Annotated in this window: 26 protein-coding genes; 11 read left to right on the forward strand and 15 right to left on the reverse strand. The window is 60.8% G+C overall.

The features are described from left to right. Window positions 1–158: 158 nt before the first annotated feature. Together HX803_RS07375 and HX803_RS07380 are read right to left on the reverse strand one after the other, a co-directional pair. Complete coding sequence (locus HX803_RS07375; protein ID WP_176996238.1) at window positions 159–1,232, reverse strand: AI-2E family transporter; 1,074 nt, start codon at window positions 1,230–1,232, stop codon at window positions 159–161. A 42-nt stretch (window positions 1,233–1,274) separates the two neighbouring features. Then, window positions 1,275–2,315: a DUF2066 domain-containing protein gene (locus HX803_RS07380; protein ID WP_178919834.1), complete on the reverse strand. Its 1,041-nt coding sequence runs from the start codon at window positions 2,313–2,315 to the stop codon at window positions 1,275–1,277. A 355-nt stretch (window positions 2,316–2,670) separates the two neighbouring features. On the opposite strand from HX803_RS07380, the gene purM reads away from it, so the two are divergent. From purM to HX803_RS07400, 4 genes are all read left to right on the forward strand, one after another. Continuing rightward, the gene (gene purM, locus HX803_RS07385; RefSeq protein ID WP_034099596.1) at window positions 2,671–3,729 is read left to right on the forward strand and encodes a phosphoribosylformylglycinamidine cyclo-ligase; all 1,059 of its coding nucleotides are present in this window, start codon (window positions 2,671–2,673) and stop codon (window positions 3,727–3,729) included. Beyond that, window positions 3,729–4,379, forward strand: coding sequence for a phosphoribosylglycinamide formyltransferase (gene purN / locus HX803_RS07390; protein WP_178919835.1), 651 nt, complete (start codon window positions 3,729–3,731; stop codon window positions 4,377–4,379). The genes purM and purN overlap by 1 nt, the downstream gene beginning before the upstream one ends. Window positions 4,380–4,387: 8 nt before the next feature. Next, entirely contained in the window at window positions 4,388–5,101 is a 714-nt protein-coding gene (locus HX803_RS07395; protein ID WP_178919836.1) for a DUF3108 domain-containing protein, read from the forward strand. A 312-nt stretch (window positions 5,102–5,413) separates the two neighbouring features. Continuing rightward, entirely contained in the window at window positions 5,414–5,602 is a 189-nt protein-coding gene (locus tag HX803_RS07400; RefSeq protein WP_178919837.1) for a hypothetical protein, read from the forward strand. Window positions 5,603–5,769: 167 nt separating this feature from the next. Here the strand turns inward: HX803_RS07400 and HX803_RS07405 are convergent, their stop codons facing one another. From HX803_RS07405 to HX803_RS07435, 7 genes are all read right to left on the reverse strand, one after another. Beyond that, entirely contained in the window at window positions 5,770–6,315 is a 546-nt protein-coding gene (locus HX803_RS07405; RefSeq protein ID WP_176996243.1) for a DUF2058 domain-containing protein, read from the reverse strand. A gap of 25 nt (window positions 6,316–6,340) precedes the next feature. Beyond that, window positions 6,341–7,174 carry a nucleoside triphosphate pyrophosphohydrolase gene (gene mazG, locus HX803_RS07410; RefSeq protein WP_178919838.1) on the reverse strand — a complete coding sequence of 278 codons (834 nt, stop codon included), beginning with the start codon at window positions 7,172–7,174 and terminating at the stop codon, window positions 6,341–6,343. A 138-nt stretch (window positions 7,175–7,312) separates the two neighbouring features. Further along, complete coding sequence (gene relA, locus HX803_RS07415; protein ID WP_176996244.1) at window positions 7,313–9,556, reverse strand: GTP diphosphokinase; 2,244 nt, start codon at window positions 9,554–9,556, stop codon at window positions 7,313–7,315. A 137-nt stretch (window positions 9,557–9,693) separates the two neighbouring features. Then, on the reverse strand, window positions 9,694–11,046 hold the full coding sequence (rlmD, locus tag HX803_RS07420) for a 23S rRNA (uracil(1939)-C(5))-methyltransferase RlmD (RefSeq protein WP_178919839.1): 1,353 nt from the start codon (window positions 11,044–11,046) through the stop codon (window positions 9,694–9,696). Beyond that, on the reverse strand, window positions 11,046–11,948 hold the full coding sequence (gene cysM, locus HX803_RS07425; protein ID WP_178919840.1) for a cysteine synthase CysM: 903 nt from the start codon (window positions 11,946–11,948) through the stop codon (window positions 11,046–11,048). The genes rlmD and cysM overlap by 1 nt, the downstream gene beginning before the upstream one ends. A gap of 131 nt (window positions 11,949–12,079) precedes the next feature. Next, entirely contained in the window at window positions 12,080–12,685 is a 606-nt protein-coding gene (locus tag HX803_RS07430) for a tRNA-uridine aminocarboxypropyltransferase (RefSeq protein WP_178919841.1), read from the reverse strand. A 6-nt stretch (window positions 12,686–12,691) separates the two neighbouring features. Beyond that, the gene (locus HX803_RS07435; RefSeq protein WP_017134867.1) at window positions 12,692–13,585 is read right to left on the reverse strand and encodes a LysR family transcriptional regulator; all 894 of its coding nucleotides are present in this window, start codon (window positions 13,583–13,585) and stop codon (window positions 12,692–12,694) included. A gap of 266 nt (window positions 13,586–13,851) precedes the next feature. Here HX803_RS07435 and speB point away from each other — a divergent pair, with 266 nt between their 5' ends. From speB to HX803_RS07455, 4 genes are read left to right on the forward strand one after another with little or no spacing between them, the layout of a single operon-like run. Then, window positions 13,852–14,802: an agmatinase gene (speB, locus tag HX803_RS07440; protein WP_178919842.1), complete on the forward strand. Its 951-nt coding sequence runs from the start codon at window positions 13,852–13,854 to the stop codon at window positions 14,800–14,802. Next, entirely contained in the window at window positions 14,802–15,224 is a 423-nt protein-coding gene (locus HX803_RS07445) for a nuclear transport factor 2 family protein (RefSeq protein WP_178919843.1), read from the forward strand. Before speB ends, HX803_RS07445 begins: the two co-directional genes overlap by 1 nt. Window positions 15,225–15,245: 21 nt before the next feature. After that, window positions 15,246–16,757, forward strand: a complete 1,512-nt coding sequence (locus HX803_RS07450; RefSeq protein WP_178919844.1) for a cytosine permease — start codon at window positions 15,246–15,248, stop codon at window positions 16,755–16,757. Window positions 16,758–16,792: 35 nt separating this feature from the next. Continuing rightward, window positions 16,793–18,175: a sodium:solute symporter gene (locus HX803_RS07455; RefSeq protein WP_178919845.1), complete on the forward strand. Its 1,383-nt coding sequence runs from the start codon at window positions 16,793–16,795 to the stop codon at window positions 18,173–18,175. A 432-nt stretch (window positions 18,176–18,607) separates the two neighbouring features. Here the strand turns inward: HX803_RS07455 and HX803_RS07460 are convergent, their stop codons facing one another. The 3 genes from HX803_RS07460 to HX803_RS07465 all read right to left on the reverse strand — a co-directional run bounded on the left by HX803_RS07460 (window position 18,608) and on the right by HX803_RS07465 (window position 20,610). After that, on the reverse strand, window positions 18,608–19,210 hold the full coding sequence (locus tag HX803_RS07460) for a peptidoglycan recognition family protein (RefSeq protein ID WP_178919846.1): 603 nt from the start codon (window positions 19,208–19,210) through the stop codon (window positions 18,608–18,610). Window positions 19,211–19,450: 240 nt separating this feature from the next. Further along, entirely contained in the window at window positions 19,451–19,573 is a 123-nt protein-coding gene (locus HX803_RS32665) for a PA1414 family protein (RefSeq protein WP_003193089.1), read from the reverse strand. 143 nt (window positions 19,574–19,716) lie between these two features. Further along, entirely contained in the window at window positions 19,717–20,610 is an 894-nt protein-coding gene (locus HX803_RS07465) for a LysR family transcriptional regulator (RefSeq protein WP_178919847.1), read from the reverse strand. Between the two features lie 103 nt (window positions 20,611–20,713). On the opposite strand from HX803_RS07465, the gene HX803_RS07470 reads away from it, so the two are divergent. Beyond that, window positions 20,714–21,913, forward strand: a complete 1,200-nt coding sequence (locus tag HX803_RS07470) for an MFS transporter (RefSeq protein WP_178919848.1) — start codon at window positions 20,714–20,716, stop codon at window positions 21,911–21,913. Here the strand turns inward: HX803_RS07470 and HX803_RS07475 are convergent. From HX803_RS07475 to HX803_RS07485, 3 genes are all read right to left on the reverse strand, one after another. Then, on the reverse strand, window positions 21,825–23,267 hold the full coding sequence (locus tag HX803_RS07475) for an NCS1 family nucleobase:cation symporter-1 (protein ID WP_178919849.1): 1,443 nt from the start codon (window positions 23,265–23,267) through the stop codon (window positions 21,825–21,827). The two genes, HX803_RS07470 and HX803_RS07475, sit on opposite strands and share 89 nt — an antisense overlap. A gap of 198 nt (window positions 23,268–23,465) precedes the next feature. After that, complete coding sequence (locus HX803_RS07480; RefSeq protein ID WP_178919850.1) at window positions 23,466–23,864, reverse strand: DUF2177 family protein; 399 nt, start codon at window positions 23,862–23,864, stop codon at window positions 23,466–23,468. Between the two features lie 153 nt (window positions 23,865–24,017). Beyond that, complete coding sequence (locus HX803_RS07485; RefSeq protein ID WP_034099624.1) at window positions 24,018–24,854, reverse strand: S1 RNA-binding domain-containing protein; 837 nt, start codon at window positions 24,852–24,854, stop codon at window positions 24,018–24,020. A 323-nt stretch (window positions 24,855–25,177) separates the two neighbouring features. Here HX803_RS07485 and HX803_RS07490 point away from each other — a divergent pair, with 323 nt between their 5' ends. Continuing rightward, entirely contained in the window at window positions 25,178–25,357 is a 180-nt protein-coding gene (locus HX803_RS07490) for a hypothetical protein (RefSeq protein ID WP_003193095.1), read from the forward strand. A 207-nt stretch (window positions 25,358–25,564) separates the two neighbouring features. Then, window positions 25,565–26,287: a TorF family putative porin gene (locus HX803_RS07495; protein ID WP_176996257.1), complete on the forward strand. Its 723-nt coding sequence runs from the start codon at window positions 25,565–25,567 to the stop codon at window positions 26,285–26,287. Window positions 26,288–26,297: the final 10 nt, after the last annotated feature.

A 26,297-nucleotide genomic window follows, 5' to 3' on the forward strand; every position in this document is an offset into this window, starting at 1 on the left:
AGTTTGCAAAGTTTATACCCGTGACGCCGGGCGCACAATGCAGCAGACCACAAGCAAAATCAAAGGTTTGCGTTAACTTGGGCGATTTGCGCAAATTGTTTGACACCCCGGTGCCATAAACCACAAACCCGGCCTGGGCCGGGTTTGTGACGAAGGGGTTACAGGTCGGGGTCTTCCACCCCCGTGTACACATCCGAATCCTTGTACAGATCATGCACATGGCGCACCAGCACCATGATCACCGCCGCCACCGGCAGCGCCAGCAGGATGCCGGTAAAGCCGAACAGCTCACCGCCCGCCAGGATCGCGAAGATCACGGCCACCGGGTGCAGGCCGATCCGATCCCCCACCAGCAGCGGCGTCAGCACCATCCCCTCCAACGCCTGACCCACCATGAACACCGCAACGATACCCAGCATCGGATACAGGTCGCCACCAAACTGGAACAACCCCGCCACCAGCGCCGCGCCGATACCGATCACAAACCCCATATAAGGCACGATAGCGGCCAGGCCGGCGATCAGGCCGATCAACAGGCCCAATTCCAGGCCGATCGCCATCAGGCCCGCTGCGTAAATGATCCCCAGCGCCAGCATCACCAGTAACTGGCCACGTACAAACGCCCCCAGCACCTCATGACACTCTTCGGCGAGGGAGACGATGCGCTCCTCACGATTGCGCGGCAGCAGGCTGCGGATCTTGGCCATCATGATGTCCCAGTCACGCAGCAGGTAGAACGCCACCACCGGGATCAGCACCAGGTTGGTCAGCCAGCCAATCAACGCCAGGCTGGACGCCGTGGCCTGGCTGAGCACCACGCCAACGATATCGGTGGTCTGGCCCATGTGCTCACTGATGGCCGCCTTGACCTTGTCGAACTTCCAGAACCCATCCGACAACCCCAGCTTGGCCTGGGCCCACGGCATGGCCGTGTGCTGCAGCCAGTCGAGCATCTGCGGCGCCAGCTCATAGAGACGAAACAGCTGCTTGGCCAACATCGGCACCAGCACCAGCACCAACGCCGTGATGATCAAGGTGAACAAGGCGAACACCGCCACCACACCCCAGGTGCGCGACAGGCCGACTTTTTCCAGGCGATCCACCACCGGATCGAACAGATAAGCCAGCAGCAACGCAACCAGGAATGGCGTCAGGATCGAATGCAGCAAAAACACAAAACCGCACAGCAGGACAATCCCGCCAAGCCACACCCAACGACGCGTATCCGCCATAAACCACTCCATCTCTAGCTGCTTCTATATAAGGAAGAACATTTACCAACGAAAACGCAGTTGCGCCTGAGGCTCGGGAGCAGGGGCCGGTTGAGTGCCGTCCACTGCCGGCTGCTGTGCAGGTGCCTCACCCGCTGGCACCTCCTGCAACTTGGCCAGACTCAACTGAGTACGCAACTGATCGGCACTGCCATTGACGCGATACACGATGCGATTGCCATCGACCAACAGGGGCTGCCCGCCAAACGGCTCAAGCAGATGGCCCAATGCGGCATAACGCTCAAGGGTCATGCCCTGCACTTCCAGCAATTGTTCCGTACTCACGCCCGGCTTGACCGCGAAGCGTGGCGCGAGCTTCTGGCTGACCGCCAGCATCACCGCATCGGCGACGGCGCCGGTATCAGCGCCTTGGGCGGTGCCCTGCTCGCTCTTGTCACCCAGCCACAAGCGCCACTTGGCTTGCCATTGATTGCCTTCCTGGCGCGCATGCACCGCCAGCAACGCATCGGCGCCGTAACGCTCGGACGCGGCGCGCAGGGGTGTGGCGTCAGCGCTTTCCAGGTTCGGCGCGGTGGCGACCACCTGCTCGTCCAGGTCACCCAACGGCAGGCGCAGTGGCAAGCCACGGTGCTGTGCGGCTCGGCGCAATGCCTGGGCAACTGCCTGGCCATCACCGACCAGGCTGCTGCCTTCGGTGGAATCGTTCAGCCACCAACCGAGGATCGACGGCCGATTGCTGCCCCAGATCGACAGGCCCGCCTCACGCAAGGCGCGGTCGGTGCTCACCGGGTCGAAATCCACTTGCAGGCTTTCCGGAGGGCCGGCGTCGTAGCCGTACTGACTGATGATTTGTTGCGGATCCTTACGGACGGCTGCCAGGCCCGGGCCATCGGCAGCCTTGGCGTCGCCGGTCAGGCGGATTACCAGGGTCTGCACGGCGCGCTGGGTGGCCTGGTCGCGCTCCTGGGGCGACTGGCTGCTGACCGGTTCAAGTACTTGGTAAAGACCATTGAGGGTTTCGGCATGACTCGCCAGGCTGACCAACGACAAGCAGCCTACAAAGAAGAATTTGCACAGACGCATGAAAGATTCCCGAACGACAAAATTAGCGGCTGGAACAGACCGTGTGAACTCGGTTTGCCAAGGCTGTGACCACAGCGACTGGTAAAACATTCACAGGGTCTTGGTAAGTTTTCGTACTGTCATAACGATAGCGGGTTCAAGGCTATACCTTAATACGCGCCTTGGCAGACTCGGTCAGCAATTTTTAACCGGCTTTTTTCACGGATATGGCCCTGCCCGTCGGCCCGAGGATGGCCGCTGCCCCTCAAGCCTGATAAAATCGCGCGCCTTCGCAGACCGTCAACGGCTGGGCCTTTTACAAAAAGCGCCTGCCCGCTCGGTCGTTACCCAGAAATCCCCCCTAAAGGCCTGGATCATGAGCAAGCAACCCTCCCTGAGCTACAAGGACGCCGGTGTAGACATCGACGCCGGTGAAGCATTGGTCGAACGCATCAAGAGCGTCGCCAAGCGCACTGCGCGCCCCGAAGTCATGGGCGGCCTGGGCGGTTTTGGCGCCCTCTGCGAAATCCCGGCCGGCTACAAGCAGCCCGTACTGGTCTCCGGCACCGACGGCGTGGGCACCAAGCTGCGCCTGGCACTGAACCTGAACAAACACGACAGCATCGGCATCGACCTGGTTGCCATGTGCGTCAACGACCTGGTGGTGTGCGGCGCCGAGCCGCTGTTCTTCCTGGACTACTACGCCACCGGCAAGCTGAACGTGGACACCGCAGCACAAGTGGTCACCGGTATCGGCGCTGGCTGCGAACTGTCGGGTTGCTCCCTGGTGGGCGGCGAAACCGCTGAAATGCCAGGCATGTACGAAGGCGAAGACTACGACCTGGCCGGCTTCTGCGTTGGCGTTGTAGAAAAAGCTGAAATCATCGACGGTTCCAAAGTCGCCGCGGGCGACGCCCTGCTGGCCCTGCCGTCCTCCGGCCCGCACTCCAACGGTTACTCGCTGATCCGCAAGATCATCGAAGTGTCCGGCGCCGACATCGAGAACACCCAGCTCGACGGCAAGCCGCTGACCGACCTGCTGATGGCTCCGACCCGCATCTACGTCAAGCCACTGCTCAAGCTGATCAAGGACACCGGCGCCGTCAAGGCCATGGCCCACATCACCGGTGGCGGCCTGCTGGACAACATCCCGCGCGTCCTGCCTAAAGGCGCCCAGGCCATTGTCGACGTGGCCAGCTGGCAGCGTCCTGCGGTCTTCGACTGGCTGCAAGAGAAAGGCAACGTCAACGAAACCGAGATGCACCGCGTGCTGAACTGCGGCGTGGGCATGGTGATCTGCGTGGCACAAGAGCACGTTGAAACCGCGCTGAACGTGCTGCGTGAAGCCGGCGAGCAGCCTTGGGTCATCGGTCAGATCGCCACTGCCCCGGAAGGCGCAGCCCAGGTTGAACTGAAGAACCTCAAGGCTCATTAATGTCTCAGACCTGTGATGTCGTGGTGCTGCTCTCCGGCACCGGCAGTAACTTGCAGGCCCTGATCGACAGCACGCGCACCGGCGACAGCCCGGTGCGCATCGCTGCGGTGATCTCCAACCGCAGCGACGCCTACGGCCTGCAACGCGCCAGGGACGCGGGTATCGAAACCCGCTCGCTGGATCACAAGGCCTTCGAAGGCCGCGAAGCCTTCGATGCCGCCCTGGTCGAACTGATCGACGCCTTCAACCCCAAACTCGTGGTACTCGCCGGCTTCATGCGCATCCTCAGCGCTGACTTCGTGCGCCACTATGAAGGGCGCCTGCTGAACATCCACCCTTCCCTGCTCCCCAAGTACAAAGGCATGCACACGCACCAGCGCGCGCTCGACGCCGGCGACAGCGAGCATGGCTGCAGCGTGCACTTTGTCACCGAGGAACTCGATGGCGGGCCTCTGGTCGTACAGGCAGTGGTTCCGGTAGAGTCTGCAGACTCGGCGCAGACGCTTGCGCAACGGGTTCACACCCAGGAACACAGGATTTACCCGCTGGCTGTTCGCTGGTTTGCCGAGGGGCGGTTGATTCTTGGTGAACAGGGTGCATTATTGGACGGTCAGTTACTCGCGGCCAGCGGCCACTTGATTCGAACCTAGGAGATTTTATGCGTCGCGCCTTGCTCTTCGCTTTTGCGCTGTTCGCCTTGCCTGCCGTGCAAGCAGCAGACCTTCACCCTTTCTCCGCCAGCTACACCGCCGACTGGAAACAGTTGCCCATGAGTGGTTCGGCTGAACGCAGCCTGACCAAGAACGACAATGGCTCCTGGACCTTGAACTTCAAGGCTTCCATGATGATTGCCAGCCTCACCGAAACCAGCGTGATCCAGTTCGACAAGGACGCCCTGCAACCGAAGAGCTACACCTTCGAACGCGGCGGCCTGGGCAAGGCGAAGAAGATCAACCTGGACTTCGACCGCACGACCAACAAGGTCACCGGTTTCGAAAACAAGGACCCGGTCAACGTCACCCTCGAAAGTGGCATGCTCGACAAGTCGACCTACCAGTTGGCCCTGCAACGTGACGTGGCCGCCGGCAAGAAAAGCATGAGCTACCGCGTGGTCGAAGGCACTGACGTCGACACCTACGACTTCCGTGTGATCGGCCCGGAAAAGGTCCAGACCAAGGCCGGCTCCATCGATGCGATCAAGGTCGAGCGTGTACGCGACCCGTCGCAGAGCAAACGCATCACCCAGATGTGGTTTGCCAAGGACTGGGGCGGCATCCTGGTTGCCCTGCGCCAGGTTGAAACCGACGGCAAGGAATACAACATCATGCTGCTCGACGGTACCGTTGACGGCAAGGCTGTCAAAGGCAGCTGATGGGCGGGTGAGCCAAAGAAGAGCCTCGCGGAATGCGGGGCTTTTTTTTGCCTGTTGGTTTTGCGTTGAAGCTTCTACCGCTATCGCCGGCATGGCCAACACAGCCCCAAAAGCCTGACCCGAACATGAAACTTCTGTCATAAAACTCAACGACCTGCGACGCAATCCCACGGTTTACGCGGCCTGCAGGATAGTTGCGTTTTATGCAATGAATTGTTGCGCAGAAAATCGGTTTACTTAGCAAGCTAACAAAACATATAAAAGAGGCCTGCGACGACTTGCCGCAGATCAACCAGAGATTGGAGCAAGCAGATGACTGTAAAAGTAACTGAACGCGACGACGAACATATGTCCCACGAAGCAGTAGCCCACGGGATTCATATCTGGGATGTACATCAGCAAGATCAGCTGGTCGGCATGTTTCACAACGAGAACGAAGCCCACAATTATAAAAACGAGCTCGAATCTCTCGAACTGAAACGCCAGGCGCAAAGCTCCTGAGTATTCGCACGGTTCGGGTCCCTGGCCCACGCAGCCTTGATGCCTGAAAACACAAAACCCGCCTTTTGAGCGGGTTTTGTATTGAAGGGGGGCGCTAGGCAGCCGGCGCGGGACAAGCCCGCTCACAACAAACCCCGCCAACGGCGGGGTTTGTTGTGTTTACGGGCTTACCACATCAGATCGTCCGGGATCTGGTAGGCGGCGTATGGATCGTCCTCATCGGGCACCTGGCTTTCAGTGAGGACATTGAGCTGCACGATACGCTCCGGTGCACGCTCCTGGATCTTCAGCGCTGCTTCACGCGGGATGACCTCGTAGCCGCCACCGTGATGCACGATCGCCAGGGAGCCGTTGCTCAGCTTGTTGCGCATCAAGGTGTTGACCGACAGGCGCTTGACCTTCTTGTCGTCCACGAAGTTGTAGTAGTCCTCGGTGGTCAACTTGGGCAGGCGCGAGGTCTCGATCAGTTGCTTGACCTGCGCGGTGCGGGCCTTGGCCTCGGCTTTTTCCTGCTGCTGGCGGTTCAGCTCCTGGTCGCGCTTGACCTTCTCGGCCTGCGCTTCCTGGGCCAGGCGCGCCTGGGTGTCATCGGCTTCGATCTGGCCTTTATGGACCAGGCGTTGCTGCTTCTGTTTCTCTTTGCCGACCTGCTTGGCCTGCTTTTGGTTGACCAGACCTGCTTTGAGCAACTGGTCGCGAAGGGAAAGGCTCATGGTGCTTACTCACTTAGGCAACTGCTCAACCGCAGCTGGACACATTCTTTTCCTGACGTTTGGCTTCACCCCACAGGGCGTCCAACTCTTCGAGGGTGCAATCTTCTATGGGTTTGTGCGTATCGCGCAATGCCTGTTCGATAAATCGGAAACGTCGTTCGAACTTGGCATTGGCGCCACGCAGCGCGGTTTCCGGGTCGACCTTGAGGTGGCGGGCCAAATTGACGGCGGCAAACAGCAGGTCGCCCACTTCATCAGCGATGGCCACAGAATCGTTATCAGCCATGGCTTCGAGCACTTCATCCAGCTCTTCGCGCACGTTGTCCACCACCGGCAGTGCGGATGGCCAGTCAAAACCGACCTGGCTGGCGCGTTTCTGCAATTTGGCGGCACGGGACAATGACGGCAAGGCGGTGGGCACATCATCAAGCAGGGACAATTGCTCCGGCGCGTCGGTTTTTTCCGCACGCTCCTCGGCCTTGATCTGCTCCCAGCGTTCCTTGACCTGCTCCTCGCTCAACTGCGGGATATCCAAGGGCGCGTACAGATCACCGGTGGGGAACACGTGGGGATGGCGGCGAATGAGCTTGCGGGTGATGCTGTCGATCACCCCGGCGAACTCGAAACGTCCCTCTTCCCGCGCCAGCTGGCTGTAATACACCACTTGGAACAGCAGGTCGCCCAACTCGCCTTGCAGGTGATCGAAGTCACCACGCTCGATGGCATCGGCAACCTCGTAGGCTTCTTCCAGAGTATGTGGAACGATAGTGGCGTAGGTTTGCTTGATGTCCCACGGGCAACCGTATTGCGGGTCGCGCAGGCGGTTCATCAAGTACAGCAAGTCATCTAGTGAATACATTGATCTCTATCCGCTGAAAATCAAATGTGGGAGCGGGCTTGCTCGCGAATGCGATGTGTCAGCCACAAACTTTTGACTGATAGACCGCATTCGCGAGCAAGCCCGCTCCCACATTTCAGACCTCGCTCATCCAGCTAATCAAGGGGTGCGGTTACGCCGCGTCTCGATGATGTTCGGCAACTGGGAAATGCGCCCCAGCAACCGCCCCAACGCGTCCAGCCCCGGAATCTCGATGGTCAGGGACATCAACGCGGTGTTGTCCTCTTTGTTCGAGCGGGTGTTGACCGCCAGCACGTTGATCCGCTCGTTAAGCAGCACTTGCGAGACGTCACGCAGCAAACCGGAACGGTCGTAGGCACGAATAACGATGTCCACCGGATAGGTGAGCACCGGCACCGGCCCCCAGCTGACCTGGATGATTCGCTCCGGCTCGCGCCCGCCCAGCTGCAGCACCGAGGCGCAGTCCTGGCGGTGAATGCTCACGCCCCTGCCCTGGGTGATGTAGCCGACGATGGCGTCGCCCGGCAACGGCTGGCAGCAACCGGCCATTTGCGTCATCAGGTTGCCCACGCCCTGGATCTGGATGTCGCCGCGCTTGCCCGGCTTGTAGCCCGTGGCCTTGCGTGGGATCAATTCCAGCTGTTCGCTGCCGCGCTCCGGCTCGACCAGTTGCTGGGCCAGGTTGACCAGTTGCGCCAGGCGCAGGTCGCCGGCACCCAGCGCCGCGAACATGTCTTCGGCGATCTTCATGTTGGCCTTTTCGGCCAGCTTGTCGAAGTCCACCTGCGGCAGGCCCAGACGCGCCAATTCGCGTTCGAGCAGGGTCTTGCCGGCCGCGACGTTCTGGTCGCGGGCCTGCAATTTGAACCAGTGGACGATCTTCGCCCGTGCCCGCGACGTGGTGATGTAGCCCAGGTTCGGGTTCAACCAGTCGCGGCTCGGCGTGCCGTGCTTGCTGGTGATGATCTCGACCTGTTCACCGGTTTGCAGGCTGTAGTTGAGCGGCACGATGCGCCCGTTGATCTTGGCGCCCCGGCAGTTGTGGCCGATCTCGGTGTGCACGCGGTAGGCAAAGTCCAGCGGCGTGGCGCCCTTCGGCAAGTCGATGGCATGGCCGTCAGGGGTGAAGATGTAGACCCGGTCCGGCTCGATATCCACGCGCAACTGTTCGGCCAGGCCGCCGATGTCGCCCAGCTCTTCGTGCCATTCCAGTACTTGGCGCAGCCAGGAGATTTTCTCTTCGTACTGGTTGGACCCGGCCTTGACGTCGGTGCCCTTGTAGCGCCAATGCGCGCACACCCCCAGCTCCGCCTCTTCGTGCATGGCGTGGGTGCGGATCTGCACTTCCAGCACCTTGCCCTCGGGGCCGATCACCGCCGTGTGCAGCGAGCGATAGCCGTTCTCCTTGGGGTTGGCGATGTAGTCGTCGAATTCCTTGGGAATGTGCCGCCACAGGGTGTGGACGATGCCCAGCGCGGTGTAGCAGTCGCGCATTTCCGGCACCAGCACGCGCACCGCACGCACGTCGTAGATCTGGCTGAAGGCCAGGCCCTTGCGCTGCATTTTGCGCCAGATGGAATAGATGTGTTTGGCACGGCCGCTGATGTCGGCTTCAACGCCGGTGGCCTGCAACTCGGAGCGCAATTGGTTCATCACGTCGGTGATAAAGCGCTCACGGTCCAGGCGCCGCTCGTGCAGCAGCGTGGCGATCTGTTTGTATTGGTCGGGCTCGAGGTAGCGGAAGGACAGGTCCTCCAGCTCCCACTTGATGTGGCCGATGCCCAGGCGGTGCGCCAGCGGCGCGTAGATATCGAAGACTTCGCGGGCAACGCGATTGCGTTTTTCGTCGTCGGCGGTCTTCACCGCGCGGATCGCGCAGGTGCGCTCGGCCAGCTTGATCAGTGCAACACGCACGTCATCGACCATGGCCACGAGCATCTTGCGCAGGTTCTCGACCTGACCCTGGGTGCCCAGCACCATGGATTGGCGCGGGCTGAGGCTGGCGCTGATGGCCGCCATGCGCAGCACGCCGTCGATCAGCTTGGCGACCACGGCGCCGAAACGCTGGCTGACCAGCGGCAACGCGATATGCCCTTCACGCACGCCGCGATAGAGCACGGCGGCGATCAGCGAGTCCTGGTCCAACTTGAGATCGGCGAGGATCTCGGCGATTTCCAACCCGGTGCGAAAGCTTGAAGTGCCTTCGGCCCACAGGTTCTTGGCCGCATTGTTTTGCTGCTCCGACTCACGAGCGAACTCGCAAGCGGCCTTCAAGGCTTCACGGTCCAGTGCCGGGTCGACACTGACGGCATGATCCAGCCATGCCTCGAGATTGATACTGCCGTCGGTGTTGATCGGCTGGTGTGCTCTCACCTGTACCATCTTGCTTACCTTCCCTACGACGCACCTTCGATGCGCCAAAAATCATCGCTGACCTGCTTTAACTATTAAAGCTTACACACGCTCCCTGGCAGGTCACGGCCTTGGAGAATGCAGGCCAGTCGGATTAAACGGGCATCCTAGCCCGCTTCAAATAACGCCATGGCCTCGACATGCGCTGTCTGCGGAAACATGTCGAGGATCCCGGCACGCTTTAGCCGGTAGCCTTGCTTGACCAACTCAACCGTGTCCCGCGCCAGCGTGGCCGGGTTGCAGGACACATACACCAGGCGCTTGGCCTTGAGGGTCGCCAGCTTGCGCACGACCTCCAGGGCACCATCGCGGGGTGGGTCCAAGAGTACCGCAGAAAAGCCCTGTTTGGCCCATTCTGCGTCGGTCAAAGGCTGGGACAAATCGGCCTGAAAAAACTGCGCATTATGCAAATTGTTGCTGACGGCATTGAGCGCCGCCCGGTCGACCATGGTCTGTACGCCCTCCACCGCCACGACTTCGCGCACCTGTTGGGCCAGTGGCAGGGCAAAGTTACCCAGGCCGCAGAACAGGTCCAGCACGCGCTCATCGGGCTGTGGCGCCAGCCATTCCAGGGCCTGGGTGACCATTGCCTCGTTGACGCCAGCGTTGACTTGCACGAAGTCGCCCGGGCGGTAAGCCAACGCCAGATTCCACTGCTCCAACCGAAAGCCCAACACCGCGTCGGATTCGACAGGCTCCGGTTGGCCTTCGCCCTGCAGCCACAGCTGGGCGTCATGGAAGGCACAGAATTCTTTCAACACCGCCAGGTCCGCGTCGGACAACGGCGCCATATGCCGCAACAACACGGCGATGGACGTGCCACTGAACAACTCCACATGCCCCAAGGCCTGTGGTTTGCTCAGGCGTCGCAACATGTTCGGCAGGCGCTGCATGATCGGTTGCAAGGCCTGTACCAGCACCGGGCAATCGTCGATGGCAACGATGTCCTGGCTGGCCACGGCGCGGAAACCTACTTCGAGATGTTTGGCCTTGGCGTCCCAACGCACCGCTACACGGGCGCGGCGACGGTAGCCGAATTCCGGCCCACTTAAAGGCGCCGCCCACTCTTGCGGCTCGACACCCGCCACACGGGACAATTGTTCGGCGAGCATGCGCTGTTTCAGGGCAAGTTGTTCGGCATGGGGCAAATGCTGCACGCTGCAGCCGCCACAACGGCCAACGTGGGCACACGGCGCCGGCCGGCGCAGTTCACTGGCCTTGAACACCCGCTCGGTACGCGCCTCGACGATTTTGCCGTGAGCGCCCAGCACCCGCGCCTCGACTTCTTCGCCGGCCAGCGCGCCATTCACAAACCAGGTACGACCTTCAAAGAACACAATGCCCCGGCCATCATTGGCCAGGCGCTCGATGGTCAGTTTTTGCTTCTTGCCTACAGGAATCTGTGGGGCCCGGCTGCCGCCCGTCGGTTGGAAGCGCAGGCCTCTCTCGTGCTTGGCCATCAGTTGGGTTCGTCGAAGATGCCGGTCGACAGGTAGCGGTCGCCTCGGTCACAGATGATCGCGACGATCACCGCGTTTTCCACTTCTTTGGACAAGCGCAACATGCCGGCCACGGCGCCGCCCGAGGACACGCCGCAGAAGATGCCTTCTTCACGGGCCAGGCGGCGAGTGGTGTCTTCGGCTTCACGCTGGGCCATGTCGATGATGCGGTCCACGCGGGTCGCGTTGTAGATCTTGGGCAGATACTCCTCGGGCCAGCGGCGGATACCGGGGATGGCCGCGCCTTCCATCGGTTGCAGGCCAACGATCTGGATCGCCGGGTTCTGCTCCTTGAGGTAGCGCGAGTTGCCCATGATGGTACCGGTGGTGCCCATGGAACTGACAAAATGGGTGATGGTGCCCCCGGTCTGGCGCCAGATTTCCGGGCCGGTGGTGGTGTAGTGCGCCTCGGGGTTATCACCGTTGGCAAACTGGTCCAGCACCAAGCCACGGCCTTCGGCGGCCAGGCGCTCGGCCAGGTCGCGCGCGCCTTCCATGCCTTCTTCCTGGGTAACCAGGATCAACTGGGCGCCGTAGGCGGTCATCGCCGCCTTGCGTTCGGCGCTGCCGTTGTCGGGCATGATCAGGATCATCTTGTAACCCTTGATCGCCGCGGCCATGGCCAGGGCGATCCCGGTATTACCCGAGGTGGCTTCGATCAGGGTGTCGCCGGGCTTGATCTGCCCGCGCAATTCGGCGCGGGTGATCATCGACAGCGCCGGGCGGTCCTTCACGGAACCGGCCGGGTTGTTCCCTTCGAGCTTGAGCAACAGGGTGTTGCTGGTTTCACCCGCCATGCGTTGCAAGCGGACCAGGGGCGTGTTGCCGACGCAATCGGCGATTGTAGGGTACTGCAAGGTCATGGCGTATTCGCAATCCAGACTGCGGGGCGCACATCATACCGGGAAAGGCCCGCGGGCCATATCACGCAAAGTGCGGTGCTTATGGCTTAAAGGAATAAGTAGGTGATGTGTTGGCTGGGAGGGTGCCCCTGCTACCCCATCCGCCCGTCGCCATGATTCTTGCGAAACACCTCCTCCCCCATCGCCGCAATCTGTCCCTCGATCAGGGCTTCGAAAGGTTTGAGCAACGGTTCGAATGAAGCCGGCGCCTCTAACACCTGTAATGCCTGCACGATCGCTTCCACTGTCGACAACGCGCCCGGGCCGGGTGCCTTGCGCAACCGATAACGGGACACGGAGCCTTCAGCCAGCGTTACCCGTGGCAACGCCGCCAACAGCGGATTGAGGTGCAGCAGTTTGCGCGCCTTGCGCCAGGTGCCATCGGGCACCACCAGCAACAGCGCTTGATCGCCCGGTGCATAGGCCTGCAACGGCTGGGCGTCGTCAGCCGGAAACAGCAACCGCGCCTGATAACCCGGCGGGCTCAGTAACGATGCCAAATCCTCAAACACCTCCCCCACCACCAACTGCGCGTTGTTCAGCCCCAGCGCCGCCAACCGCGCGGTATTGAGCGCATGGTTGACCTCGCTCGGATGTTGCAACAGCAGCACCCGGGTACGGCTGTCGAGGCTTGGGATCAAGGGGCACAGGCAACGGGCAACGGGCCTGAGGCAACGGGAGCATCGGGGTCTGGACATGGTTTTTCAGGCCTGGTTGAGCTGGGCTTTGAGCAAATCGCGGAAGGTCTGGATCAGCGGTTCACGGCTGCGGCCACGGCGCATGATCATGGAGAACGGCGCCTGGTAGCCGAAGGTCGCCGGCAGCAACACGCGCAGGTCGCCCTTGTCGGCCCAGGCCTGGGCGTAATGTTCGGGCAGGTAGCCGATATAGGCGCCGGAGAGCACCAGGATCAGCTGCGCCTCCATACTTTCCACCGTGGCGGCGCTGTGCTTGAAGCCGTGGCGGGCGAGTTCCGCCTGGCTCCAGTAACCGCGCCCGACCATGCGTTGCTGGGTGATCACTTGCTCGGGGATACGCCGCTCGTTGAATAAAGGATGGCGCGTGCTGCAATACAGCCAGTGCTGCTCACGGTACAGCGGCATGTAGATCAGGCCGCTCATGCGGTTGGAAAAGGCACCGATGGCCAGGTCCAGGCGATTGTCCTGTACGCCCAGCTGCAGTTCGTACGGGCTCATCACCGATAAGTGCAGGTGAACGGCCGGGTGTTCAAGACTGTAAGCACCGATCACTTCAGCGAACGGCAAGGCTTTGTCGCTGACGGTGGAGTCGAGCACACCGAGCTTGAGGGTGCCGCGCAACTCGCCTTTGAGAGCGGCGGCGTATTGCTCGAAACCTTCGAGCTCACCCAGCAACCGCAGGGTTTCCTGATGGAACAGCTCGCCTTTACTGGTCAGGCTGAATCCACCCCGGCCGCGATGGCACAGCACCAGGCCCAACGCCGATTCCAGTTGGCTCATGTAGGTGCTGATAGCCGACGTGGACAGGTTGAGTTCGTGCTGGGCGTTGGCGAACCCCTGGTGCCGCACGACGCTGACGAAGATGCGCAGGAGTTTCAAGTCGGGCAAGGCGTTGGCCATCGGATCTCCGCAAGGGTTGGGGTGTAGTGAGCGGGCTTGCCCCGCGCGGCGGTATATCAGGTTGGCTCGTGGCGGCTGATACATCGCCGCGCGGGGCAAGCCCGCTCACTACAGAGTCCAATCACCACAGAACCTTTTCAGACAGTCTACCTGCTGGCATTAGTTTAGAAAAATCTGAACTAAGTATTTGCCCCTGCCGATTCTTTCGTTTCCAGGTATTTCGCATTATCGGCCCCTAATAAACAAAACAACGATGAGGCACTCCCGTGGACAAGATTTTCCACCAACCACTGGGCGGCAACGAAATGCCGCGCTTCGCCGGCATCGCCACCATGATGCGCCTGCCCCACCTGCAAACGGCCAAGGGCCTGGACGCCGCCTTTATCGGCGTGCCCCTGGACATCGGCACCTCCCTGCGCGCCGGCACCCGCTTCGGGCCCCGCGAGATCCGCGCCGAATCCGTGATGATCCGCCCGTACAACATGGCCACCGGCGCTGCACCGTTCGACTCGCTGTCGGTGGCCGACATCGGCGACGTGGCGATCAACACCTTCAACCTGCTTGACGCCGTGCGCATCATCGAAGAAGCCTACGACGAGATCCTCGAGCACGATGTGATCCCCCTGACCCTGGGTGGCGACCACACCATCACCCTGCCGATCCTGCGGGCGATCCACAAGAAACACGGCAAGGTCGGGCTGGTGCACATCGATGCCCACGCCGACGTCAACGACCACATGTTCGGCGAGAAAATCGCCCACGGCACCACCTTCCGCCGTGCGGTGGAAGAAGGCTTGCTGGACTGCGACCGCGTGGTACAGATCGGCCTGCGTGCCCAGGGCTACACCGCCGAAGACTTCAACTGGAGCCGTAAACAGGGCTTCCGTGTGGTGCAGGCCGAAGAGTGCTGGCACCAGTCGTTGGCCCCGCTGATGGCCGAGGTGCGTGAAAAAGTCGGCGGCGGTCCGGTGTACCTGAGCTTTGATATCGACGGTATCGACCCGGCCTGGGCGCCTGGCACCGGCACTCCGGAAATCGGCGGGCTGACCACCATCCAGGCCATCGAGATCATCCGGGGCTGCCAGGGCCTCGACCTGATTGGTTGTGATCTGGTAGAAGTTTCGCCGCCGTACGACACCACCGGCAACACCTCGCTGCTCGGCGCCAACCTGCTGTACGAGATGCTCTGCGTACTGCCCGGCGTGGCCCACCGCTGATGAGCACCCAAGACGTACTGAAAGCCGCGGCCGACCTGGTGTCGGCCTTCGCCCGCAATGACCGCGCCGCCTACTTCGGCGCGTTCACGGCCGATGCCAGCTTTGTGTTCTACACCCTCCCCCAGCCGCTGCTCAGCCGCGACGCCTACCAGGCGTTGTGGGACAGCTGGCGCCAGGACGAGGGGTTCGAGGTGCTGTCCTGCACGTCGAGCAACGCCGTTGTCAGCCTGCAAGGCGACGTGGCGATTTTTATTCATGACGTGGCCACCGAGCTGCGCATGAACGGGGAGCAATTTTTTAGCCAGGAACGCGAGACCATTGTCTTCAAGCGACAAGGGGCGAGCGAACAACAAGAACAAGGCCTGTGGCTGGCCTGTCACGAACATTTGTCCGCAATGCCGGAAGGGCTGCCGCCCCCTTAGCCAATGTGATCGGAGCTGATCATGAATAATAAAAACAACGAAAACAGTATTCGCAAAATAGAAACCAACGGGGTCGAACAGATCCCGGACCACGAACGCACTGCCGGCCCCAAGGATCTGTTCCGACTGATCTTCGGCGGTGCCAATACCTTTGCCACCGCCGTGCTGGGTTCCTTCCCGGTGTTGTTCGGCTTGTCGTTCCAGGCCGGTGTCTGGGCGATTGTGCTGGGCGTGTTGGTGGGTGCGCTGATCCTGGCGCCCATGGGCCTGTTCGGGCCGATCAATGGGACCAATAATGCCGTGTCTTCCGGTGCGCACTTCGGCGTGCACGGGCGGATTGTCGGCTCGTTCCTGTCATTGCTGACGGCGATTGCCTTCTTCTCACTGTCGGTGTGGAGTTCAGGCGACGCGCTGGTAGGCGGTGCGAAACGCCTGGTGGGCTTGCCGGAAACTGACCTGACCCTGGGCCTGGCCTATGGTTTGTTCGCCCTGCTCGTGCTCACGGTGTGCATCTACGGCTTCCGCTTCATGCTGTGGGTCAACCGCATTGCGGTGTGGGCGGCGAGCCTGCTGTTCCTGCTGGGCATCTTTGCCTTCGCACCGGCGTTCGACAGCCACTTCGCCGGCACCGTCGCACTGGGCCAGACTGGCTTCTGGGCGGCGTTTATCGGTGCCGCGCTGGTGGCCATGAGCAACCCGATTTCCTTCGGGGCGTTCCTCGGTGACTGGTCGCGCTACATCCCTCGTGAAACGCCGAAAATGCGCATCATGCTGGCGGTGGTGCTGGCGCAGATCGCCACCCTGATCCCGTTCCTGTTCGGCCTGGCCACCGCGACCATCGTGGCAATTAATGCACCGGACTACATCGCGGCCAACAACTACGTCGGCGGTTTGCTGGCCGTGGCACCGAGCTGGTTCTTCCTGCCGGTGTGCCTGATCGCAGTGATCGGCGGCATGTCCACCGGCACCACCTCGCTGTATGGCACGGGGTTGGACATGTCCAGCGTGTTCCCGCGTCTGCTGTCGCGGGTCAAGGCCACGTTGCTGATTGGGGTGATGTCGATTGCCTTCATCTTCATCGGACGTTTCGCCGCCAACCTGGTGCAGAGCGTGTCGACCTTCGCCGTGCTGATCATCACCTGCACCACACCGTGGATGGTAATGATGATCATCGGCCTGATCGTGCGCCGTGGTTACTACTGCCCGGATGACCTGCAGGTGTTCACCCGCGGTGAAACCGGTGGTCGCTACTGGTTCAGCCATGGCTGGAACTGGCGCGGGCTGGGGGCCTGGATCCCGAGCGCACTGGTGGGGCTGTGCTTCGTCAACCTGCCGGGGCAGTTTGTCGGGCCACTGGGCAACCTGGCCGATGGCATCGACATCAGCCTGCCGGTGACGCTGGGACTGGCGTCGGTGGTGTACCTGACCTTGCTTCGCGTGTTTCCGGAACCGGCCGCTGTCTACGGCCCGGCGGACCCTCGCAGCAAGCGCACGGATGCGCGCGTTAAACCGGCGCTGCAACAAGCCGCCTGATCGCTCATAAAAAAGATAATCGGAGACCCGCCGTCATGGCTTTGGATTTATTCGTCGTACTCATCTACGCCGCCGGCATGCTCGTGCTCGGCTATTACGGCATGCGCCGCGCCAAGACCCACGAAGACTACCTGGTGGCCGGTCGCAACCTGGGCCCTTCACTGTACATGGGCACCATGGCCGCCACGGTATTGGGCGGTGCGTCCACCGTCGGCACCGTGCGCCTGGGTTATGTGCACGGCATCTCCGGCTTCTGGCTGTGCGCCGCGCTGGGCATGGGGATCATTGCGCTGAACCTGTTCCTGGCCAAGCCGCTGTTGAAGCTGAAGATCTTCACCGTGACCCAGGTGCTGGAAAAACGTTACAACCCCATGGCCCGCCAAGCGAGCGCGGTGATCATGCTGGCCTACGCCTTGATGATCGGCGTGACCTCGATCCTGGCCATTGGCACCGTGCTGCAAGTGCTGTTCGGCCTGCCGTTCTGGATCTCGGTGCTGCTGGGCGGTGGCGTGGTGGTGGTGTATTCGACCATCGGCGGCATGTGGTCGCTGACCCTCACCGACATCGTGCAGTTCGTGATCAAGACCGTCGGCCTGATGTTTATCCTGCTGCCGATCTGCCTGTACCGCGTCGGCGGCTGGGATGAGCTGGTGGCCAAGCTGCCGGCGTCGAATTTCAGCTTCACCGAAATCGGCTGGGACACGATCATCACCTACTTCATGATCTACTTCTTCGGCATCCTGATCGGCCAGGACATCTGGCAGCGTGTGTTCACTGCCCGTGATGAAAAGGTCGCCAAGTACGCGGGCACCTTCGCCGGTTTCTACTGCATTCTCTACGGCCTGGCCTGCGCATTGATCGGCATGGCTGCGCATGTGTTGATCCCGAACCTGGACAACGTCAACAACGCCTTCGCCGCCATCGTCAAACTGTCGCTGCCGGACGGCATCCGTGGCCTGGTGATTGCGGCGGCCCTGGCCGCGATGATGTCCACCGCCAGCGCTGGCCTGTTGGCAGCCTCCACTGTATTGACCGAAGACCTGCTGCCACGCCTGCGCGGCGGCAAGCAGTCGAGCCTGGCGATCAACCGCCTGTTCACGATGCTCACCGGTATTGCCGTACTGGGTATCGCGCTGGTGGTGAACGACGTGATCAGCGCACTGACCCTGGCCTACAACCTGCTGGTGGGCGGCATGCTGATCCCACTGATCGGCGCGATCTTCTGGAAGCGGGCGACCACCTCCGGCGCAATCACCTCCATGACCCTGGGCTTTGTGACCGCACTGGTGTTCATGTTCAAGGATGGCCAGGATGCCAACACGCCGATCTACTACAGCCTGGCGGTCGGGTTGGTGAGCTTCGTGCTGGTAAGCCTGTTGTCGCGCAAACCGGAGGCGATGGCGGCGCGAGCGGTTTGATGTGTAACAGGATTTAGAGCAGTTTCTTCAGCGGGCACGACGTCGGATGTCGTGCCCGTTTTTTTTGTTCTGATTACTTCTAGGGCTCGCCCCCTCCAAACAAGTCGTAGCAGGTCTTGCAGCCAAAATACTGCTGTACCCCCGGGCAGACGATTTCGCCCGTGTGTCCTGCGCGTACGTGCCAAGTGCAGGCCTTTCCCTGATACGTCAGGGTGCCCTCAAGGTGACAAGGTGCCCAATTGTATTCGTCATGCAGCGTGCGCCCATCAATGCGCTCGGCACGCTTGAAGAAAGAGGCGATTTGCCGCTCATCAAGTGCAACGTCCGATGCTCGGCACGACTCAGGCTCCACAGATTCAAAACGTGTAATCGACACGTCGCTGACAGGCGAGCACCCCACAAGTAACACCGCAACCACCGCTGGCCAAAACCTCATTGCCACACCGCGCTGCCGGCTTCACCCAGATGTTTATACGAAATTTGCGGGTGGGTGTAGACGTCCTTGGAAGTCAGGCTGAAATGACCGTATAGCTCAGCGACCAACCATTGCAACGATTGATTTTGCATCGCCGTCACCTTCTCATAATGCGTTTCATCCAAGTGTTTTCCGACCAGCTCGATGCCTAAAGAATCGGCATTCATGGGGTAACGCTCAGGGTAGTTCTTGGTGCGTTCATACCGATCCAACGCGCGGAACTGCAACTTCCACGTGAGTGATTCAATAACCTTCATCTGAGCGGCGTCACACGTTGACTTATCCACCGCCTCGCACTTGGAGCGCAGTAATCTCCCGACGTGATAACAGCGTTTTTTCATGCTGGCCGTCTGGTAGATCGCACCATCCTTTTCGATAAGAAAGTGCGCGCCGTTGCCCTTATTTCGGTAACTATTGAAGGTGTGCTGCGCCGTCGGGGCGTCAGTCTGGTGGACCACCAGGGCGCGCACGCTACGCAAATCCCCCTGCTCGATCGCTGGGAAACGGCGGAGTTCGACCTTGCTGGAAATCAACATGCCTTCGTTATCAATGCTCGACATTCCGATGCCTTTTCATCCTTGGGAAGACAAAAATATAGAGGCTGAAACTGGGAAAAGGCGTGGATGACGGGATAAGCAGAAGGGTCTGACGATGGCACGTGCATCGTCAGACGATAAACGGGGGAGGCGTTACGAAAAGGGAGGTGCGCTCAGATCACAGGGAACCGGAGCTGCCCTGAAACAATACCTGTAGCATCAGCGCCCGCACGTTCAATAGCTGATCGTATGAGCGCCTTACGCTTACCTGCGCCGTGGTCGGCGTTGCTCGTCATCCGTGCGGATTGGCACCGGCTGCAACGGCGGCTCGATCAAGCCCAGCGCAACGCCAAGGTCATGGAGCCAGTTTTGAATTTTCTCTTTCATGGTTTGCCCCCTTTGAGGGTGATGCGAGCCGGCGAGATACCTGTCGACTTTTCCTACACTGATAGTAGCCCTAAGTCCTACGTAATGCTTGAACGAAACCACAACGAACTGTTACCAGATTGATGTGAATCCTGACGGATCGCTCAAGCAATCGCACGGGTGTCTTGCACGAATTCGGCCTTGCCTTCTTGCTGCAAGTCGATCCATGCGTTGAGGTTAGCGCCGAGCATACCCTTTCGCCACATCAACCAGGTGGTAGCAATGGCAAATGGCCCTGTCAGGGGATGAACGGACACGCTGTCCTTGCCTGGCAGGCTGTCGAGCATCGACTCGGACATCAACGCCACCCCGGAACCGGCGATCACACAGGCGAGCATGCCCTGGTAGGACTCGATCTCGATCGCCCGCCCCATCGCCACGTGCTCATGGGAAAACCAGGTCTCCAGCCGCGTGCGGTAGGCGCAACTGCGGCGGAAGGTGAACACCGAACGCCCGGCAACATCCTGAGGGCCCCGCACCGGTGGGTGATCAGCCTCGCAAATCAGCACCAGCCGCTCTTCGCATAACGGCACGCCGTCCAGGGAGGCAATGGTGATCGGGCCATCCACGAAGGCCGCGTCGAGACGACCGGTAATCAGGCCTTCGAGCAATTCGCCACTGGGGGCCGATTGCACCTGCAAGTTCACCATCGGGTAAGCCTTGTGATAACGCGCCAGCAACTTCGGCAGATGGACGGCCGCCGTGCTGTACATGCTGCCCAGCACAAATTCACCGGCCGGCTGCCCGCCTTGAACCGCGCCATGGGCTTCGTCGTGCAGGGCCAGCAGGCGCGTGCTGTAGTCCAGCAGTACTTTGCCGGCGGGAGAAAGCTGCAGGCGCTGGCGCTCACGTACAAACAGTTCGACGCCGAGCTGCTCTTCCATTTGCTTGAGCCGTGTCGACAGGTTCGAAGGCACACGATGCAGGCGATCGGCCGCGCGAGTAATGGAGCCCTCTTCCGCCACGGCCTGGAAAATGCGCAATTGACTGAACTCCATACCTTTCTCCAAAACTGAACAAGTTACTCACTATTATTCATTTTTACAGAAAGTCAATCGGCTTTAGCCTGAAGGTCATTCGCTTACCAGCAGGAACTTGACCATGTCACCCCGCATTCGCTTACTCGCCAGCTTTATCGCCCTGATGATGGCCATGGGCATTGGCCGCTTCGCCCTCACCCCGCAAATGCCCCATCTGCTCAGTGAAGGGCAGATCGACCTGACCGGCGCCGGCTTGATTGCGGCCGCCAACTACCTGGGCTACTTCGTGGGGGCGGTGGATTCGATCTTCGCCCGCAGCCATCACCACGTACGCGGCCGCCTGTACGGTGGGCTGTGGCTGTGTGTGCTGCTGACCCTGGCTTCGTACTGGGCCCACGGGTTCTGGCCACATTTATTGCTGCGCTTTGGCACCGGCGTCGCCAGTGCCTGGGCGTTGGTGATGATCACCAGCCTGAGCCAGCCGCTGGCGGTCAGCATCGGCCGCCCGCGCCTGGGTGCCTTGGTGTTTGCAGGGCCTGGGCTGGGGATCCTGCTGACCGGGCTGCTGGCCCTGGGCTCCAACTTGCTGGGGCAGAACTCGGCGACACTGTGGCTGGTGTACGGGATTGTGGCGCTGGTGATGCTGCTGATGGTCCTGCCGTTCCTGCCACAGCCGACCCTCACGGTGCCCCACGCCTCCCAGGCCGGCAGCAACGAGAGCATCGCGCACCTGTGCTGGATCTACTTCCTGTACGGCCTGGGTTACATCATTCCGGCCACCTTTCTCTCGCAGATGGCCAGCGCGCAGTTCAAGGGCGCCTGGCAAGCCGATCTGTTCTGGCCGTGCTTCGGCCTGGCGGCAGCGCTGGGCGTGGTGGTGGCGAGCCTGCGCCGCAAGGACCCGCACACCACCCGCCGCTGGCTGATGACCACACTGTGGCTGCAAGCGGTCGGGGTATTCGCTTGCCTGCTGGGCAATGGCTGGGGCCTGGCACTGGGCGTGTTGCTGTGTGGCGCGCCTTTCCTGGCGTGCATGCAACTGGTGATGGCGCGCTTGCGTGACGTGGCGCCTCACGGCTACCAGCGCAGCACCGGCCTGCTCACCGCCAGCTTTGCCATCGGCCAATTGAGCGGGCCGTTGCTGGCCTCGGCGAGCAGCCACCTGAGCGGTGGGCTGCAGCCAGCGTTGATAGTGGCCGGCTGCGGGCTGGTGTTGGCGGGTGCGGTGCTGGTCAACCGGCAACCAGCGGCGCGGGCAGACGCACCTGCTCGCGCCGAGCGAGCACCAGGAAAAACAGCCCTCCCAGGAAACACCCGGTAAACCAGGCAAAGTTGGCCATGCCCTGCAACGCCGGGGTGAAGGTGATGGCGACGCCCACCAGCGTCGCTGGCACCAGCGCCTTGACTGCTGTCCAGTTCACGCCGCCGTCGAAGTAGTAACGCCCACTTGGGCGGTCATCGAACAAGGCATCCACGTCGATCTTCTGCTTTTTGATCAGGTAGAAGTCCACCAGCAGGATCCCGAACAGCGGCCCGATGAAGGCGGCGAGAATATCCAGGGTGTAGTGGATCATCAGTGGGTTGTTGAACAGGTTCCATGGGGTGATGAAGATGGAGGCCACGGCAGCGATCATCCCGCCGGCGCGCCAGCTGATCTTGCTCGGCGCGACGTTGGCGAAGTCAAAGGCGGGTGAAACGAAGTTGGCCACGATATTGATGCCGATGGTGGCGGTCACGAAGGCAAAGGCGCCGAGCAATACGGCCATGCTGTTGTCGATGCGCGACACGGTGGCGATCGGGTCGTGGAGCATTTCACCGAACACCGGCAAGGTGCCCGAGACGATCACCACAGTGACCAGCGAGAACGCCAGGAAATTCACTGGCAGCCCCCAGAAATTGCCGCGTCGTACGTCATGCATACTGCGGCAGTACCGGCTGAAATCACCGAAATTCAGCGTCGGGCCCGAGAAGTACGACACCACCAACGCAGTCGCCACGATCACCTGGCCGAATGCTTGCCAACCCGACAAGGATTTTTCCGCCAGGGTGAAGCTGATGTTCGCCCAACCCGCCTTCCACACGATCCAGCCCGCCAAGGCGAACATCACCGCGTAGACCACCGGCCCTGCCCAATCGATAAAGCGGCGGATGGACTCCATGCCCGCCCAGAACACCGCCGCCTGCAACACCCACAGGCTGAGGAAACCAAACCAACCCAAATAGGAAAGGCCTGCGAAGTGCGGCTCGGCATACACCGCCATCTGCGGGAAAAACCGCAGCACCACAATGATCAAGGCACTCGACGCCAGGTACGTCTGAATCCCATACCAGGCCACCGCGATGAGTCCCCGGATCACTGCTGGAATATTTGCACCGAACACCCCGAAGGCCAGCCGGCAAATCACCGGGTACGGCACCGCGGCCTGCTGGCTCGGCTTGGCTACCAGATTGGCGATCAATTGCACGATGCAGATGCCGGCGAGCAAGGCGATCAGCACCTGCCAGCTGGCCAGCCCAAGGGCAAACAGGCTGGCGGCGAATACATAGCCGCCGACGCTGTGCACGTCGCTCATCCAGAAAGCGAAGATGTTGTACCAGGTCCATTTCTGCGGCAGTGGCCCCAGGTCCTTGTTGTACAGGCGCGGGCTGTAGCCGTTGGGCAATTGTTCGGTCATCGCTGGGCTCCTCGAAATACCGGCCTGCCCCACCGTAGCAGTGTGCATACGGGAGGCGGCAGAGTTTGTATACGAGGCATTCAGCAGATTGCGTGCCAATAGCACACAATCCCCGTGGTACGGCGCTCCAAAGGCGGTTATAGCGCTTTAAACACGGGAGAGGTGCTCAGCAACGGTGCATACAAATCCTGTACACAATCACCTCTGCACTCGTTGTGCACACAGGTAGCCCACGGTGCAGCAGACCGCGGTGAGGAATGTGCCCCAGGCCATGTCCATGACGGCCAGCCCGCTGGACCAACCGCGCAGGGTGGCCCAGTTGCTCAGATCGTAGGTGCCATAGGCCACCAGGCCCAGCAAGGCCCCCAGGCGCGCCGCGCGCTGCCAGCTGACGCTGGGCAGCACCACGAACGCCACGCAACCGAGGGCATACAGGAGATAAAACAGAACGGCGGGCAGCAAGCGAGGCTGATCCAGCATCAACGGCCCGAGAAAGCTTTTGTAGGTCGGCCCCATGAGGACGCCCAGCCAGAGCCCGTCAAGTACCAGGAAGGCGAGCAATGTGCCTAGGTAGGCGTAAATAACTTTCCTGGACATTGCACACCCTCTGTAGGAGCCGGCCTTTTGTGGCGAGGGAGCTTGCTCCCGCTGGGCGGCGAAGCGGCCCCACGATTTGGGAGCGCTTCGCACTCCAGCGGGAGCAAGCTCCCTCGCCACAGCAAGCCCGTTTCTACAAAGAGGCGCGCGTGGTCAGCTTAGTTCAATGCGATCGGCATGGATCACAATCTGGCCCTGCTTGTAGAGCGCACCAATGGCCTTCTTGAAGTTGCCTTTGCTCACGCCGAACAAGTTGCTGATCACGGCCGGGTCGCTCTTGTCGCTCACCGGCAGGGTGCCGTTGTTTTCGCGCAACTTGGCAAGGATCTTCGAGTTGAGGCTTGAGGCCGCTTCCTGGCCGACCGGCTGCAGGCTCAGGCTGATGTTGCCATCGGCGCGGATCTCCTTGATAAAGCCTTTCTCTTCCTTGCCCGGGCGCAGGAACTTGAACACTTCGTTCTTGTGGATCAGGCCCCAGTGCTTGTTGTTGATGATCGCCTTGAAGCCCATGTCCGTGGCCTCGGCCACCAGCAGGTCGACTTCCTGGCCCACCTGGTAATTGGCCGGGGTCTTGTCCAGGTAGCGGTCCAGGCGCGCGGTGGCGGTGATGCGCTTGGTGTGCTTGTCGAGGTAGACGTGCACCACGCAATATTCACCGGCACTCAACTGGCGCTTCTCTTCCGAGTACGGCAGCAGCAAGTCTTTGGGCAGGCCCCAATCGAGGAATACACCAATACTGTTGACTTCCACTACTTTCAAACTGGCAAATTCGCCCACTTGAACTTTTGGCTTTTCAGTGGTGGCGATAAGTTTGTCATCGCTGTCCAAATAAATGAAAACGTTAAGCCAGTCTTCATCTTCACTGGGAATATCTTTGGGGATATACCGATTGGGCAAGAGGATTTCACCGTCTTGCGCACCGTCCAGGTACAAACCAAAGTTAGTGTGTTTAACCACTTGCAAGCTGTTGTAGCGACCGACTAAAGCCATTTCCAGATACCCTCGTTACGTGGGCGGCATTCTACCCGAGTTGCGCCCGACACGCGCGTGCGCCTGAAAAATCGCGGGCTGGCGTGGCCTTTCACTGGCACCGCCCCGCTCGTCCGATCATCGGGCTCGATTGCGTGATCGAAAAATCGCCTTATTCCCCCGTGGTTTCGAGTTAAAACAGTAAGTTAGGGGTTTATTTCAAAGATGAACTTGGGTTATTTCCAACGCCGCACGTTATTCCAGAGGGATATTTGCCAAGCAATTGTCAAGTATTTCCTGTACGATGCCTGGCCAAGTTAATTTTCTACAGGTTAGTGGCCGCCATGCGCGTAAAAGCATCCAACAGCAAAGCAAAGCCAGCTCCCGCCGTTGAAACCAGCGAATCGATCAACAGCCAGATCGCGGCTTTCCTCAAGTCCGGCGGCGAAATCCAGCAAATTGCCAAGGGCGTGAGCGGCCAGACTTTCGGCCCGTCCAAGCAGATCAGCCTGGGCAAAAAGTAATACCTGCGCATTGCACCTGGTCCCTAAGCGCCTTGCCTTCAAGGCGCTAGGACTAGAGCCCGAAACACCCTCCTGCTTAATCCCCTGATGCACCAATCGACGAACGGGCTTCAACACCCCGCATTCGCCGGTATGCTTGCACACGTCTAGCACGGGCATCTGCTCGATTTTTTCCGTCACTGCTCCTCGCTTTTCATGGAGTGAAGCATGTTCAAACCCTGCATTTTCCTGGTCACTGCCCTGGCAGCCAGCCCCCTCGCCGAAGCACAGATCTTCCAGCGCGAACTGGGTGACTTCGACCTGAAACTGGGCACTACCCCCAGCCGCAGCATGGCCCAGGGCCTGGTCAAGCCCACCTCGCCAGGCAGCGACTCGTTCCATGGCGGGCTGGACCTGAGCCACGACAGCGGCCTGTACATCGGCCAGTTTTCGCCAAATATGGGGTTGTCCTCCACCAGCAACCTGGAGGTCGACTCGTACATGGGCTTCAAGCACCCCTTCGACCAGACCCTGGGCTATGAAGTCGGGTTGATCCACTACAGCTACCCCAAGCTCAGTCCCCTCGACAGCCAGGAGTTCTACGGTGGCCTCAACCTGCTGGGCAATCGTTTCGGCGCCTCGTTCAGCAACGACCCGGACCGCCAAGACAGCACCCTGTTTGCCGACTTGGGTGGTACTCAGCCATTCGGCATCGGCGTCAGCATGAAGTACACCACCCATCAGTTGGGCACCCCGGTCTCGGTGGACGGCGGCTCCATCCGCAGCTTCAGCGACTGGTCGGTGCAGTTCTCCCGAGAGTGGATGGGCGTGGACCTGAACCTGATCTACAGCGACTCCAGCCTCAGCGGCGGCGACTGCTCGGCCTACTCCGGACACAATTCGCAATGCGATGGGCTGTTGACCCTGAAGGCTGCACGGTCGTTTTATTGAGGATCTGAAC

Origin of the sequence: Pseudomonas sp. P7548 (assembly GCF_013386585.1) — a bacterium.
Taxonomy (GTDB): Bacteria; Pseudomonadota; Gammaproteobacteria; order Pseudomonadales; family Pseudomonadaceae; genus Aquipseudomonas.